General features: G+C 65.3%; 14 protein-coding genes. 6 read left to right on the top strand and 8 right to left on the bottom strand.

Annotation, left to right across the window (positions count from 1 at the left end; genetic code table 11):
- Positions 1 to 18 precede the first annotated feature (18 nt).
- A complete protein-coding gene (locus tag NGM15_RS12695) occupies positions 19 to 1,311 on the bottom strand; it encodes an ABC transporter permease (RefSeq protein WP_253431541.1) in 1,293 nt (430 codons plus the stop codon).
- A complete protein-coding gene (locus tag NGM15_RS12690) occupies positions 1,311 to 2,246 on the bottom strand; it encodes an ABC transporter ATP-binding protein (RefSeq protein WP_311136449.1) in 936 nt (311 codons plus the stop codon). Before NGM15_RS12690 ends, NGM15_RS12695 begins: the two co-directional genes overlap by 1 nt.
- Before the next feature lie 195 nt (positions 2,247 to 2,441).
- On the opposite strand from NGM15_RS12690, the gene rpiA reads away from it, so the two are divergent.
- Complete coding sequence (gene rpiA, locus NGM15_RS12685; RefSeq protein ID WP_253431539.1) at positions 2,442 to 3,155, top strand: ribose-5-phosphate isomerase RpiA; 714 nt, start codon at positions 2,442 to 2,444, stop codon at positions 3,153 to 3,155.
- A gap of 156 nt (positions 3,156 to 3,311) precedes the next feature.
- Here rpiA and NGM15_RS12680 read toward each other — a convergent pair whose 3' ends face one another.
- The 4 genes from NGM15_RS12680 to NGM15_RS12665 form a co-directional block, all read right to left on the bottom strand.
- Positions 3,312 to 3,722 (bottom strand): hypothetical protein, encoded by a 411-nt coding sequence (locus tag NGM15_RS12680; RefSeq protein WP_253431537.1) that lies wholly within the window; start codon positions 3,720 to 3,722, stop codon positions 3,312 to 3,314.
- A 234-nt stretch (positions 3,723 to 3,956) separates the two neighbouring features.
- Positions 3,957 to 4,739: a methyltransferase domain-containing protein gene (locus NGM15_RS12675; protein WP_253431534.1), complete on the bottom strand. Its 783-nt coding sequence runs from the start codon at positions 4,737 to 4,739 to the stop codon at positions 3,957 to 3,959.
- The gene (locus NGM15_RS12670; protein ID WP_253431531.1) at positions 4,736 to 5,293 is read right to left on the bottom strand and encodes an OsmC family protein; all 558 of its coding nucleotides are present in this window, start codon (positions 5,291 to 5,293) and stop codon (positions 4,736 to 4,738) included. The genes NGM15_RS12675 and NGM15_RS12670 overlap by 4 nt, the downstream gene beginning before the upstream one ends.
- Before the next feature lie 194 nt (positions 5,294 to 5,487).
- Positions 5,488 to 6,288, bottom strand: coding sequence for a helix-turn-helix transcriptional regulator (locus NGM15_RS12665; RefSeq protein WP_253431528.1), 801 nt, complete (start codon positions 6,286 to 6,288; stop codon positions 5,488 to 5,490).
- Between the two features lie 152 nt (positions 6,289 to 6,440).
- Here NGM15_RS12665 and fni point away from each other — a divergent pair, with 152 nt between their 5' ends.
- A complete protein-coding gene (gene fni / locus NGM15_RS12660) occupies positions 6,441 to 7,508 on the top strand; it encodes a type 2 isopentenyl-diphosphate Delta-isomerase (RefSeq protein WP_253431526.1) in 1,068 nt (355 codons plus the stop codon).
- A gap of 95 nt (positions 7,509 to 7,603) precedes the next feature.
- Here the strand turns inward: fni and NGM15_RS12655 are convergent, their stop codons facing one another.
- Positions 7,604 to 8,323: a DUF547 domain-containing protein gene (locus NGM15_RS12655; RefSeq protein ID WP_253431523.1), complete on the bottom strand. Its 720-nt coding sequence runs from the start codon at positions 8,321 to 8,323 to the stop codon at positions 7,604 to 7,606.
- A 232-nt stretch (positions 8,324 to 8,555) separates the two neighbouring features.
- Here NGM15_RS12655 and NGM15_RS12650 point away from each other — a divergent pair, with 232 nt between their 5' ends.
- The 3 genes from NGM15_RS12650 (at position 8,556) to NGM15_RS12640 (ending at position 11,033) form a co-directional block, all read left to right on the top strand.
- Complete coding sequence (locus NGM15_RS12650; protein WP_253431520.1) at positions 8,556 to 9,545, top strand: AI-2E family transporter; 990 nt, start codon at positions 8,556 to 8,558, stop codon at positions 9,543 to 9,545.
- Between the two features lie 130 nt (positions 9,546 to 9,675).
- Positions 9,676 to 10,482: a prephenate dehydratase gene (gene pheA, locus NGM15_RS12645; RefSeq protein ID WP_253431517.1), complete on the top strand. Its 807-nt coding sequence runs from the start codon at positions 9,676 to 9,678 to the stop codon at positions 10,480 to 10,482.
- A gap of 131 nt (positions 10,483 to 10,613) precedes the next feature.
- A complete protein-coding gene (locus tag NGM15_RS12640; protein WP_253431515.1) occupies positions 10,614 to 11,033 on the top strand; it encodes an Hsp20/alpha crystallin family protein in 420 nt (139 codons plus the stop codon).
- A 314-nt stretch (positions 11,034 to 11,347) separates the two neighbouring features.
- Here the strand turns inward: NGM15_RS12640 and NGM15_RS12635 are convergent, their stop codons facing one another.
- Positions 11,348 to 11,695, bottom strand: coding sequence for a hypothetical protein (locus NGM15_RS12635; RefSeq protein ID WP_253431513.1), 348 nt, complete (start codon positions 11,693 to 11,695; stop codon positions 11,348 to 11,350).
- A 267-nt stretch (positions 11,696 to 11,962) separates the two neighbouring features.
- Here NGM15_RS12635 and leuS point away from each other — a divergent pair, with 267 nt between their 5' ends.
- Positions 11,963 to 14,626, top strand: a complete 2,664-nt coding sequence (gene leuS / locus NGM15_RS12630) for a leucine--tRNA ligase (protein WP_253431511.1) — start codon at positions 11,963 to 11,965, stop codon at positions 14,624 to 14,626.
- The last annotated feature ends 18 nt before the right edge of the window (positions 14,627 to 14,644 follow it).

The raw sequence follows: 14,644 nt of genomic DNA, 5'->3' as shown, positions 1-14,644 counted from the left end.
TTCGTCCAGGACCGTCGCTCACTCGTACCGAAGCGCGTCGATCGGATCCGTCCTCGCGGCCCGCCAGGCCGGATACAACCCGGACACGACGCCGACCAGGATGCCGGCGACGATGGCGAGGGCGACGTACTCGAGCGGGTACACCAGCGGGATGTCGATGTAGCTGGCGCCGATGGCCGCGACGGCCAGTCCGAGGGCGGTTCCCAGAACGGCTCCGATGACGCCGAGGATCACGGCTTCCGTGAGGAACAACCCGAGGACGTCCCGGTTCTGGGCGCCGACCGCTTTCATGATCCCGATCTCGCGGGTCCGCTCGGTGACCGACACGAGCATGATGTTCGCGATACCGATCGAACCGACGACGAGCGAGATGGCGGCGATGCCGACGATGAAGCTCTGAAGGATGTCCAGGATGTCCTCGAGTTGCTGGAGTAACTCGGTGCTCGTCTGGAGCGTGACGGCGACGTCCTCGCCGAGGAACTCGCTCGCGTCGGATTCCTCGCTCTCGAAGTACGCAGTGGCGGCCTCTCGAGCGGCGTCGACGTCGTCTTCGTCGGCGCTGGGGGCCTCGACGACGATGGCGAGGTAGCGGACATCGTTTTCCGGTTCACTCTCCTCGTTCCCCTCACTCGAATCGCCACCTCCATCCGCCGGACCGACGGCTTGCTCGAGGTAGAACGGATCCGTCGGGACGTACATCCGTGGCGCCGCGTCGAACCCCTCGAACGGACTCAGCCCTTCCGAGGTGTCGGTGATCCCGACGACGGTGACCGTTTCGGTTCCACCGGTGGCGATCCGGACCTCGAGTTCGTCGCCGACGCTGACGTTTTCCTCGAACTGCTCGGCGGCCGCGGGGTTGATGACGGCCTCGCGTTCGCCCATTTCGAACTGGCGTCCCTCGCGCAGGGAGGACTCGCGAATGTAGGACGGGCCGGCGGCGATCAGGCCGCTGCTCTGTAACCGGGTATCGCCCGCGTGGGTCACCGACTGGGCGTCGATGGTCGCGTAGCCGTACGCGGCGTCGACGCCCTCGAGTTCCGCGACGGCCTCGAGGTCGTCCTGGCTGAAGACGAACTGGGCGCCGGCGAGCGGTCCACCCTCGGTGTCCGGGTCGGCCGCCCAGCCGTAGAGATTCCGCTGGTCGTCGGGGCTGATGTCGCCGATGATGCCGGCCTGCAGGCTCGCGCCGAGGGCGACGAAGGCGATGACGGCGGCGACGCCGATGATCACCCCGAGCGTCGTCAGCGCCGACCGAAGTCGGTGACCTCGAATCGACCGCCAGGAGAGTCGGAGCGACTCGAGTGGATTCATCAGGGCTCCTCTTCGCTCGTGGTGGGGTCGTCATCGCTCGCGATGGGGTCGTCATCGCTCGCGGTGGGATTATTATCACCCGAGGACACACTGTCGCTCGAAGATAGACCATCGTTCGAGGTCACATCGTCACTCGAGGGTCGATCAACAGTACCTTCCTCCGCAACTTGGCTCCGAACAGCCTCGACAGACCCCTTCGTTTCCACTCGAGAATCGCTACCAGGGGACGCCTTCTCACCCGCACCTTCCAGGAGTTCGATTCGTTCGACGTTCCCATCCAAGAGGTGGACGATGCGTTCGGCGCGTTCGGCGACGTGGCGCTCGTGGGTAACGACGACGAGGGTCGTCCCGGCGTCGTGGAACTCCTCGAAGAGGTCGAGCACGTCCGCTTCCGTTTCGGTGTCCAGGTTGCCGGAGGGCTCGTCGGCGAGGACGATTGCCGGATCGTTCACCAGCGCGCGGGCGAGGGCAACCCGCTGGCGCTGGCCGCCCGATAACTCGTTTGGGAGGTGATCGAGTCGGTCGCCGAGTCCGACGCGCTCGAGCAGGCTTCGCGCGCGGTCGTGGCGCTCTGTTCGGCCGATGCCGCGGAACAACTGGGGGAGGGCTACGTTCTCGAGGGCGTCCAACCGCGGCATCAGGTTGAACGTCTGGAAGACGAATCCGACTCTGGTCCCCCGAAGGCTTGTCCGCTCGCGTTCCGAGAGCGTCGAAATGTCCTCGCCGTCGACGGCGACGGTGCCCGACGTCGGGGTGTCGAGACAGCCGACGAGGTTCATCAGCGTCGACTTCCCCGACCCGCTCGGGCCCATGATGGCCGTGTACGACCCGCGCGGGATCGACAGTGAGACGCCGTCGAGTGCGTGTACGGGCTCGCCGACGCGGTACGTCTTTCGCACGTCGATCATCGTCACCGCGTCCTCGCTCGATCCCATCGTCCCTCTACAAGGTTCGCTCGAGCCAAAAACTTTGGCGGGGTGGGATTGACTCACCTCGGCCGGTCGGCTGAGGTTCGGCCTCGAGAGCCCACGATCGCCCGGCCGAGGTTCGGCCTCGAGAGCCCACGATCGCCCGGCCGAGGTTCGGCCTCGAGGGCTACGTTTTTCTCCTCGCCGCCCACTCGTGACGATATGAGCGCGAAATCGTCGGGCGGAGCCGACGCCCACAAGCGCCGTGCGGGGGAACGAGCGGCCGAGGAGGTCGAGGACGGGATGGTCGTCGGCCTCGGCACCGGATCGACGACCGCCCACGCCATCGAGGCGCTCGGCCGCGCAGTCGAGGACGGTCTCGAGATTCGAGGGATTGCGACCTCCTTCCAGTCCAGACGACTGGCCCTCGATGTCGGTATCCCGCTGACCGACCTCGACGCCGTCGACGTGATCGACCTGGCCATCGACGGGGCCGACCAGGTCGTCGACGACCCCGACTCACCCGCCCACGGGGCGCTGATCAAGGGTGGCGGCGCGGCCCACGCCCGCGAAAAACTCGTCGCCGCCGCGGCGGACCGGTTCGTCGTCGTCGCGGATTCCTCGAAACTCGTCCTCGCACTCGAGGCGCCGGTTCCAGTCGAAGTGCTGCCCTCGTCACACACCGTGGTCGCGAATCGCGTTGCGGAACTCGGCGGCGATCCAACTCTCCGCATGGCGACGCACAAGGACGGGCCCGTGATCACGGACAACGGGAACCTCGTCCTGGACTGTGCCTTCGGTTCGATCGACGACCCGGCCGCACTCGGGCGCGACCTCGCCTCGATTCCCGGCGTCCTGGAGCACGGCCTGTTCGTCGACTTCGCGGACGCGACGTACGTCGGAACCGACGACGGACTCGATGTGCGGTCGTACTAATTCGAAGCCGGGTACGTCGAGGCGCCCGTCTTGTGTACCGTGTCTTGCGTTTTGCGTCCTGCGTCCCGTCTATGGGAAAAGATGCTACTCCAGGCGAGTATTCTCCTCCGATCGGTCGGATCGGTCGGATCGGTCGGATCGGTCGGATCGCTCCGATCACTCCGACCGAGAGTCCTCGCCGGGTGCCGACACGCGCCCGGCGACCGTACCGAGGACGACGTAGCAGAGACCGATCGCCCTCGTCGCCGGAACCACCCACGGTTTCAACTCGAGGTCGTCCGGATTCCGGTAGGCGAGTTCGAGCGCCGTTCGAACGAACCGCTCCGGGGCCAGGAGGGCTGGTACGCCGAGGATGGCGAGAGCCGGCCCGACGGACGGCGCACTATCTCGTTCACGGAAGGCGAGCCACGCGAACAACACGCCCTCGAGTCGAGCCATCGGAACAGTCCACGTGTGCAACTCGCCGGCGTTCGGGTTCTCGAACGCTCTTCGTTCTCCCCACGCGATGATCCGGTCAGGAAATAGGGTTTCGACGACGCTGAAACCGAGGAGGATTGCTCGCCACATGGAGAGTCGTTCGACGGGCAATCGCAAAAACCTTCGAGCGGCGAACCGCCGGGCATGGAAACGTCGGAGCGCCGGCCGTGTGCGGTCGTCACTGATCGAGCGGGCTGCGAGTGGATTTCGAGTGGGTCGCGAACAGGTTGTGAGCGGCTCGCGAGCGGGCTGTGGGCGGCTCCGGACGGGTCGTGAGTGGAGTTGTGGCCCGATCGCGATCAGGGCCGCAATTTTGGGATCCGTTTAACGCGTGCGTGCCACCAGCGAGATACTCTTGACGCCGTAAGTCTGGCACGCGCTCTTGGCTCGATCCGAGGTGAATTCGTACCGATCGTTCTCTCGGAGGTCGATCACGTCGAATCCCGGCGTCTCGATGGCGTCGGCGTAGTCGTCGACTTGCACCGCCCCGCCGATGCAGGCCGCCCAGAGGTCCGCGTTCGTCTTGATGGAATCGGGCATCTGCTCCTCGCTGGTGATGTCAGACAGCGCTAGTCGGCCGCCTGGAGCGAGGACGCGGCGCACCTCTTCGAAGACGCGACCTTTCTCGGCCGAGAGGTTGATCACGCCGTTGGAGATGACCGCGTCGAACGACTCGTCCTCGAACGGAAGGTCCTCGATGTACCCCTTTTCGAAGCTGACGTTGTCGAATTCGCCGTGGTCGCGGTATTTGCGACCGTTCTCGAGCTGGTCGTCGGTCATGTCGATGCCGACCACCGCGCCCTCGTCACCGACGTGAATCGCAGCGACGAAGACGTCCATCCCCGAGCCACTCCCGAGGTCCAGGACGCGCTCGCCAGGCTCGAGGTCCGCGAGGTCGAAGTGGTAGCCGACGCCCGCGAAGGAGTCGATGGCCCCGGCCGGAATTCGATCGAGTACCGAGGGATCGTAGCCGAGGCGTTCGGCCAGGTCACGCCCCATCTCGAAGTGAAAGTCTCCGTCCGGCGACCGTGCGACGTCCTGGTAGACGGCCGTGACCTTCTGCTCGAGTTCGTCCGTATCGAGCCTCGGTGGGTTCGTTTCGCTCATGGCTTCGTGGCGGCGACCAGGTCGGTCTCCACCGGAACCTCGTTCGTGATGCTGTCGATGAGCGGCGAGGTCGCCTCCACGCGCTCGCGAAGTTCGGCCAGTTCGGCCGCCGAGGCGTCTGCGTCCACGTACGCGGTGCAGGTGATTCCCTCGTAGCCGGGCCGAACGGCCTCGTCGATGCCGAGGAAGCCCCGGAGGTCGACGTCGCCGTCCATCTCGAAGCGGAGGTCATCGAGTTCGATGCCCATCGCGGCGGCGTTCGCGGCGTAGCCGACGCTCAGGCACGAACCGAGGGCGGCGAGCAGGAGTTCGACCGCGTTGGGCGCAGTCCGCTGGCCGAGGATCTGCTCGGGTTCGTCGCCCTCGATCGTGAACTCGCGCGTCTGCACGCGCTCGCCCGCCTGGTCGAATTCGTCGATCGTCGTCTCACACCGGAGTCCGTCCGTCCACTCGGTTTCGGCGTGGAATTCGAACTGGCCGACGGCCGGGTCGTCGCCGATCGCGTCGATCGCCTCTCCCAGCGCGTCGACGTCGACGCCGTTTTCGACGCTCATCGGTCTTCTCCCCGGGGTGCTGTTCGGTCGGTGAAGTAACTGTCAGTCATTGGTATCGCCTCTGCGGACCTCTCTATGTGCGGAGAAATTATGTAGGCATCTAGTGAGATGAAGGCATCCGTTGCCAATGGGGCAGAGGGTGCCCGCCGGTCACCCCGTGCAATCAACTGACAACTGACCACCACGACAGGAGATTATCCGATCTCGGTCTCGGCCTCGAGCGCCAGCGGTCGCGCTGCCTGCCGATACTGGTCGAACGTCTGTTCGGCCCAGGTGCGAACCGCCAGCGAGTCGGTGTCGACCATCGCTTGCAGGGTTCCGGTGTCGGGCGCGTAGACGCAGAGACCGACCCGGTCGTCGAAGAGGCTGAGACCGTTCGGGGGCGGGTCGTCGTGGAGCAAGGCGGTGAGGTTCCCGCTCCGGAGCGTTCTCGTCGAGAGGTCAGGATAGGTCGAGCGAATGTAGTTCGCGACGTTGGGCAGGTCGATGATGGTCGCTTTTAACCCGTCTGTGATCTGTCTGCAGAGGTCGTCCATACAGGGTTCGATCAATCCCAGTTCGAAGCCGACGAAACGGAACGTATCGCTCTCCTCGACCAGTGCGAGGAAGCGAGACACCGGCCCGTACGGATCCTCCACGGTGGCCGGCGTCACGACGGCGTCAGCGAATTCTTCGAGTCCTCCGTCGATCTCACCAACCGGCAATCGGTCCCAGATATCGCGAAGGTTTCGCTCGGCCTCCAGTCGCTCGAGCAGGTCAGTGACGCCCGTCGCGACGTACGCTCCGAGCGGCGTCGCCTCGTAACAGTGGCCGTTTCGGACGGCCCAGCGACGTTGCTCGAGCGTCCGGAGCGTTCGGCTGATCGTCGACGCCGATGCGCCTGTCGACTCCTGCAATTCGGCCCGCGTTCTCGGCGCTTCCGAGAGTGACGCGAGCACCGTCACTCGGTGAGAGGAACGAGCGAGGTACTCGACATCCTCGAGTGCTGATCCCATGTACTATGATAACACGACCCAGAATATGAATGCAACTGGTCCGGCGACGGTGGTGATTGAGCTACCGGCGATAGCATCGAGTAGGTGATCCAACCGTCGCGAATGGACACCTTTTCAATACCGCCGGCGAACGACACAGCAGAGACGAAGCGATGCCCGAGACATCCGACCGCAAAGACGACCACATCCGCATTATCGAAGAAGAAAACGTCGAGACCTCGGGGACCGGCTTCGAGGACGTCGAACTCCTCCACGAGGCGCTGCCGGAGATCCACCGGGACGATATCGATACGAGCGTGGATCTCTTCGGCCACGAACTCGCGGCCCCTATCGTCATCGAGAGCATGACCGGCGGCCACCCCAACACCACGAAGATCAACCGATCGCTCGCCGCCGCGGCCCAGGAGACGGGCGTCGCGATGGGCGTCGGCAGCCAGCGCGCCGGCCTCGAACTCGACGACCCGGACCTCCTGGAGTCCTACACCGTGGTCAGGGAGGCCGGCCCCGACGCGTTCCTCTACGGCAACGTCGGCGCCGCCCAGTTGCTCGAGTACGACGTGAGTGACGTCGAGCGCGCCGTGGAGATGATCGACGCGGACGCGATGGCGATCCACCTCAACTTCCTCCAGGAGGCGGTCCAGCCCGAGGGCGACGTCGACGCACGCGGCTGTCTCGAGGCGATCGAAACGGTCGCGAGCAAGCTTTCGGTGCCGGTGATCGTCAAGGAGACGGGCAACGGTATCGCCCGGGGCACCGCTAAGCGGCTGACGGCGGCGGGCGTCGACGCCATCGACGTCGCCGGAAAGGGTGGGACGACCTGGTCGGGCATCGAGTCCTATCGGGCGGCCGCCGTCGGCGCGACCCGTCAGGAACACGTCGGGCGACGCTTCCGAGCCTGGGGCGTCCCGACCGCGGTGAGCACGCTCGAAGCCGCAAGCGTTCACGACACCGTGATCGCCAGCGGCGGCGTTCGCTCCGGTCTGGACGTGGCGAAGGCCATCGCCCTCGGTGCGCAGGCTGGCGGTCTCGCCAAACCGTTTCTCTCGCCAGCCGGGCAGGGAACCGACGCGGTCGTCGACCTCCTCGAGACCCTCCGGGTCGAACTCGAGACGGCGATGTTCGTCACGGGGTCGGAATCCGTCGCGGACCTCCGAAAGGCGGAGTACGTCGTGCTCGGGCGAACGAAGGAGTATCTCGAGGGTCGAGGGCACGGGCGCTGAGGTCCTCGAGGCGGCAACGATGCTGAGATCCCCTGCCCGGTAATGACGCTGGCGGCCCGCTTCGGCCTTCTCCGGCCATCGAGGACCCCGAAAAATTACTTTCGGCGATAATCTCCCAGATCCATCGACCAGTCGTACTCGTCGTACTGGAGCGTCGGCGTCACGTCGGACGGAATCACGTCGTAGCGTTCGAGGAACGACCGAATCCCGCTCGAGCCGCCGAAATCGCCGCGGTACCAGAGGAAGACGCGCGGCACGCGGGCGACGCGTTCCCGTGGCTCGTAGCTCACGTTCTCCTCGAGGAACCAGTCGGTCGCGGTCTCGAGTTCTGTCTCGACGTCGGACGGACTGTAGACGGCGACCGGTGGACAACTTTCGGTGCCGCAGTTCAGCGCGAAGTGGATCCGGGGATCGACCGACTCGAGCCGAAACTGGCGCTCGAAGGCCGTCGGGAACGGTCGTGGCAGGTACCCCATCCCCCAGGGGTGTCTCGAGCCACGAAGGAACCCGTGTTGGATGTCGTTGAGACTCAGCCAGACGCCGGCGATCGGAACGCGATCCCTGGCGAAGAACTTCCAGCGGTCGAGCACACCACCTTCGAGCAGCGAGGGATCGTCCTCGAGGAGGATCTGTACGTAGGCGTTGTAGCAGTTGAGCCAGAAGGCGAGTTTCTCCGCGCGGCCGCCGAGCGCTCGGTCGAGCCGCGATCGCTCGAGCGTGGCGAGATGGTCGCGGAGGGCGCCCCGCTCCCCGTCCGTCTTGACCGTGTAGAGTAGGTCGGCCGAGATCGAGAGCGGGTCGAGCTGGGTCGACATAACCGGTACTTGGCGAACCACGGCCTTGAACCCGTGTGACGAGCGACGAGACAGTCGACACGTACGAACCGTTTACGCCGGTCAACCCCGTGTTTCCCCGATTCCCCAGCAGTAATCGGATCTTCACGTGGACGTCTTCGACGGCGTCCTGGCCGTCACTCTCGACTGCGCACCGCCGTCGGCCTGTACCTGCCGCCACCGCATTTAACCCCCTCCCCGTTGAGTTCGAGGTGTGAATCGATCGAGAGGGACGCTACTCGTTCTCATCGCCGTCCTCCTGCTGTTGTCGGCGCAACTCGTCCTCCCGTATATCCAGTACGTGCTGGCCGCCGTCCTCCTCGCGTTCGTGCTGACGCCGGCCCAGCGTCGCCTGGAACAACGAACATCGCCTGCTATCGCCGCGTTTTCGCTCGTCTTGCTGGCACTCCTTCTCGCCATCGTCCCCGTTGTGATCGTCGTGGCGTACGTCTTTCGCGACGCCCGCGCACTCGTCGAAGGCGCCGACGCCGATTCGCTTCCGCTCGAGCCCTTCCAGTCGGTCGCCGAGCGATTCGGGGTCGACCTCGAGTCGACGGCCATGGACTGGGCCCAGTCCGCAGGACAGACCCTCCTGGAGCGCAGTCCGGAACTGCTGGCGGGGCTCACGCACACGGCCATCGGCATCGGCGTGGCGCTCTTCTTGCTCTACTACCTCCTCCGGGATGGCGACTCCCTGCTCAGATGGCTTCGCGAGGTGACGCCGCTCCCGGACGCCGTCCAGACGAATCTCTTCGAGGCGCTCGAGAACGTGACGTGGGCGGTGCTGGCCGGCCACGTCCTCATCGCGCTAATCCAGGGCGGACTGGCGGGAATCGGCCTGTTCGTCGTCGGCATCCCCAACGCGCTGTTCTGGACGGTCGTCATGATCGTCCTCTCGTTGATCCCCATCGTTGGCTCGTTCCTGGTCTGGGGCCCCGCCGTGATCTACCTGCTCATGGTCAATCAGCCGACGTTCGCGATCGGGTTGGCGATCTACAGTATGGTCATCGTCGGTCTGTCGGACGACTACCTGCGACCGATCGTCGTCGACCGTTACGCCGAACTCAACCCGGCCGTGATTATTGTCGGCGTCCTGGGCGGGGTCACCGCTTTCGGGTTCATGGGGTTGTTCTACGGCCCCATCGTCCTCGGCGCGCTCGTCGCCACGCTCGAGGTGTTCAGCGACGATTACAAGTCGTTGTAGGAACTGACGGACGAACGGCGTGGACACGCATTCGGGCGCGAGACACCGCTTCTCGAGACGAAGACCCAGCACTTCTCGAGAAATCACCACCTTCGGCACGTTTTTCGGGATCCGCTCCCCTACGAAGCATATGACAGCCGTCACGCTCGGCCCCGAAGGGACCTATTCGCATCGCGCGACGCGAGCGCTCGACGACGACGTCGTCTTCCGCCAGTCGGTCACCGACATCGTCGCCGCCGTCGCCGCCGGCGAGTTCGACCGCGGGGTGATCCCCATCGAGAACAGCATCGAGGGGAGCGTCACCGAGAGCCAGGATGCCCTCGCGGAGTACGACGTCGCCGTCGTCCGCGAGATCGTCACGCCGATCCGCCACGCCCTGCTCGCCCAGGGACCGAACTTCGACACCATCGCCAGCCACTCCCAGGCGCTCGCCCAGTGTCGCGCCTACCTCGAGTCCGAGTACCCCGATGCGACCCTCGAGGCCGTCTCGAGCACGGCCCAGGGCGTCGAGTACGCCCGCGAGAACCCCTCCGTCGCGGGCATCGCCCACCCCGCCACGGCGGGCGACGACCTCGAGGTCCTCGCCGCCGACATCCAGGACCAGACGTCGAACGCGACGCGGTTCTTCGCGCTCGCACCCGCCTCCGAGCGCTCGGAGGCCGGCGGGAAGACCTCGCTCGTGGTCTACCCGAACGCGAACTATCCTGGACTGCTCCTCGAACTCCTCGAGCCGTTCGCCGACCGCGACATCAACCTGAGCCGGGTCGAATCGCGCCCGAGCGGCGAGCGACTCGGCGACTACGTATTCCACATGGACGTCGACGCCGGCCTCTACGAGGAGCGCACCCAGGAGGCAATCGCCAACCTGGAGGCCCTCGCCGAGAGGGGGTGGGTTCGCCGACTGGGGTCGTACGACCTCGAACACGTCGTCGAGTGAGAGTGTACGTGGTTGAGTGAAAGTGTACGACCTCGAACACGTCGTCGAGTGTACGAAACCCGCGCGACCCTGCCGGTTCTGTCGTCCTCGCCGGGGCACAATTTATCCTCTTCGAGCGCCTATCGACTCGCATGCGACGCAATCCGTTCGACGACCTCGAGGAGATGCTCGACCGAGTCAGCAAGCAGTTCGAAACGGGCGTCGGCGGTAGCGGCCTCTCGTTTCCGGGTTCGGTCGCCGTCGACGTGGCCGATCACCGCGACGAGTACGTCGTGACGGCCGACCTCCCTGGCTTCGAGACCGAGGACATCGAGTTGACGCTCGTCGAGGGGACGCTCCGCCTCGAGGCCGAACAGGAGACCGATCGCACCGACGAACACGACCGCTATCTCCGCCGGGAGCGGTCGCACAAGTCGGTCAGTCGACGGCTGCACCTCCCCGAACCGGTCGACGAGGAGTCGATATCGGCCAACTACAACAACGGCGTACTGACGGTCACACTGCCGAAATTGCAGGAAAGCGACGACTCGAAGCGCATCGACATCGACTAGCGAAGCGCGAAACCAGGCGGTATCGAAGCCTTTTCACTCGGAAGTACGCGCTCGAGCCGTCGCCCTCATCGGCGCTCGAGAGACAGCCAGAACCGAGTGAGGAACAGGCGAGAATTCCGCCGAGAACGCGTCGGCGGCACACGGATGGATTGTTTCCTCGGTACCCGAGACAAACGTCGGGTCGAACGACGCGTTTAGTCGAGTCAGACGACACGCCTGACCGGGTCGAACGACATGCTGGACCAGGTCGAACGACATGCTTGGCCGGTTGAAAACGCGTTTCGACGACGAAACGGGAAACCGCTCCGAACGGCTCAGATCGGCACGCCGAACGCGCCGACGTTGAGTCCCAGGACTGCGTTGAGCACGAACAGGATCACCAGTGCCGACAGCCAGGCGACCACGCCGATGGTTGCGGCAGTCACCCACCCGCCGGGGTAGCGCCAGTTGATCACGCCGATCCAGACGATCAGGGCGATGATCGGCCCCAGGAGCGGAATCCAGGACGTGAGCGCCCACGCGATGGCGCCGATGATAGCCGTCACGATTGCGTGCTCGTAACTGTGGGCGTCGATGACGACGCTCGCGGCGAGGTAGATTGCCAGGCCGCCAACCAGTAGTGCGACGATGAACGCGACCAGTGCGCTGATGAGTGGTGCCATTGTGGTCCGTCGTTCCGTCGGCGTACGTATATAAAGCCGCGACGGTTGCATCGGTTTTTGATCGTTCCATCTTGTTCCCGTTTCCCTGCCACAGTCTAGCGGTTTCACTCTCGAGAACGGTCCCACTTCGTCCCCTCGACCCGGTTCGAAAACGTACCGGAACGTAACTACTGGTTCGGGTGCTCGCCTCGAGGCGAGCGGGAACTGTCCGTTTGCCCGCCAATGGAAAGGTATAGAACCTCGCCTCCGCCAATCCTATATAAGCAAATGAGCGACTCGGGATACGACCACGCGACGGTCGAACGACGCTGGCAGGAGGCGTGGGACGACGCGAACGTGTACCGAACGCCCGACGACGTCGAGGATCCGACGTACGTCCTGGGGATGTACCCCTACCCCTCGGGCAAACTCCACATGGGCCACGTTCGAAATTACACGATCACCGACGCCTACGCCCGCTACCGACGGATGCGCGGCGACGACGTGCTCCACCCGATGGGGTGGGACGCCTTCGGCCTGCCCGCCGAGAACGCGGCCAAGGAGCGCGACACCAACCCGCGCGACTGGACGTTCGACTGCATCGACACCATGCGCGGGCAGATGGAATCGATGGGATTCGGCTACGACTGGGACCGCGAGATCGCCACCTGCACCCCCGAGTACTACCGCTGGAACCAGTGGCTGTTCACCCGCTTCCACGAGGAGGGCCTGGTCGAGCGACGGGACGCCGAGGTCAACTGGTGTCCCCACTGCGAGACCGTCCTGGCCGACGAACAGGTCGAGGGCGAGGCCGAACTCTGCTGGCGTTGTGACACCCCCGTCGAGACCCGCGAACTCGAGCAGTGGTTCCTCCGAATTACGGAGTACGCCGACGAGTTGCTCGAGGCCATCGACGACCTGGAGGGGTGGCCGAACTCGGTCCGCCAGATGCAGCGTAACTGGATCGGTCGCCAGCACGGGACCGAACTCGATTTCGAAATCGAAGGCCACGGGGACGTCCGGGCGTTCACGACCCGCGTCGACACGCTCTTTGGCGCGACGTACTTCGCGCTCGCCCCGGACCACCCGATCAGCCAGGAACTGGTCGAGGAGGACGAGGACGTCCGTCACTTCGTCGAACACGAGGCCGACCCCGAGGGCGACGAACCGAACGGCGTCGCCACCGATCTGTCCGCCACCAACCCCGCCACGGGCGAGGAGATTCCGGTCTACGTCGCCGATTTCGTCCTCTCGGACGTCGGGACGGGTGCGCTGATGGCTGTCCCGGGCCACGACGAGCGCGACCACGCGTTCGCGACGAAGATGGGCGAGGACATCGTCCCCGTCGTCGCTCCCGAACCGGAGAACTGGGACGGCGAGACGGTCCCCGGCGCGTCGGACGTCCAGGAGGAAGCCTACACCGACGACGGCGTCCTCGTCAACTCGGGCGAATACTCGGGTCTCGACAGCGAAACCGCACGCGAGCGCCTGACCGAAGAGATCGAGAGCGCCGAGCACGCCACCCAGTACCAGCTCAGAGACTGGGGCATCTCGAGACAGCGCTACTGGGGGACGCCGATTCCGGTCGTCCACTGTGCCGACTGCGGCCCCGTGATGGTGCCCGAAGAGGACCTACCAGTCGAGTTACCGGAGTTCATCAATACCACCGGGAACCCGCTGGACGCCGCCGAGCAGTGGAAGGAGACGGCCTGCCCCGACTGCGGCGGCCCGGCCGAACGGGAGACCGACACGATGGACACCTTCGTCGACTCCTCGTGGTACTTCCTGCGGTACGTCTCGCCCGACCTCGAGGACGCTCCCTTCGACATCGAGCGGGCCAACGACTGGATGCCGGTCGACCAGTACGTCGGCGGCATCGAGCACGCCGTGATGCACCTGCTGTACTCGCGGTTCTTCACGAAGGTGCTCTCCGACCACGAGGGTCTCGAACACCGCGAACCGTTTACGAATCTGCTCGCCCAGGGGATGGTCCAACTCGAGGGCGAGAAGATGTCCAAGTCGAAGGGCAACACCGTCTCGCCGCAGCGAATCGTCGAGGAGTACGGTGCCGACACCGCCCGGTTGTTCATGATGCAGGCCGCTCAGCCCGAGCGTGACTTCGACTGGAGCGAGGAGGGCGTCCGGTCGACCTACGCGTTCCTCACGCGATTGCAGGGGATGGTCCAGGACTACGTCGCGGACGCGCCCGCGGGCGAAGACGACGCCGTCGCGAGCTACGTCGAGAGCGAAATCGACGCGACGCTCGCTATCGCCGCCGAGAAGTACGCCGACCTGACGTTCAACCGCGCGCTTCGCGAGACCCAGGACCTGGTCCGAACGCTCCGGCAGTACGCCGACTACGCCGAACCGCACGCCGAGACCTACGAGCGCGGGCTGTCGGCCGTCGTTCGTCTGCTTGCGCCGGTCGCGCCCCACCTCGCGGAGGAACTCTACGAGCAACTCGAGGACGAGGACGGCGGCTTCGTCGTCGAGGCCGGCTGGCCGACCGCGACGGTCGACCGCGATCACGTCGAGAAACGGCGCAAACTCGTCGAGAACACCCGCGAGGACGTTCGCCAGATCGTCGACGTGGCCGGTATCGACGACCCGCAGGAAATCGACGTCGTCGTCGCCCCCGACTGGAAGTACGACGCCCTCGAGATCGCGGTCGAGAGCGACGCGGACAACCTGATCGGCGAACTCATGCAGGAATCACACATCCGCGAGCAGGGCGATGCCGCCGCGAGTTACGGTCAGGACCTGCAAGCAGAGCGAGAGGCGCTGTCGACGACGCTCGACCCCGACGAGGAACACGCGGCTCTCGAATCGGCGGCCTGGCTGATCGAACGAGAGTTCGACGCGCCAGTCAGCGTGGTTCGCGCCGAAGACGCCGACGACTCGGTGCTCTCGAACGCGGAGCCAGGCCGGCCGGCGATCGAGATCGAGGAGTAGCGTTCGGGGTTCTGAAAT

It is taken from the genome of Natronosalvus halobius (assembly GCF_024138145.1).
Classification (GTDB): Archaea; Halobacteriota; Halobacteria; order Halobacteriales; family Natrialbaceae; genus Natronosalvus; species Natronosalvus halobius.
Note: the sequence above shows the minus strand (reverse complement) of the source record. Positions and strands in the feature narration are given on the sequence as shown.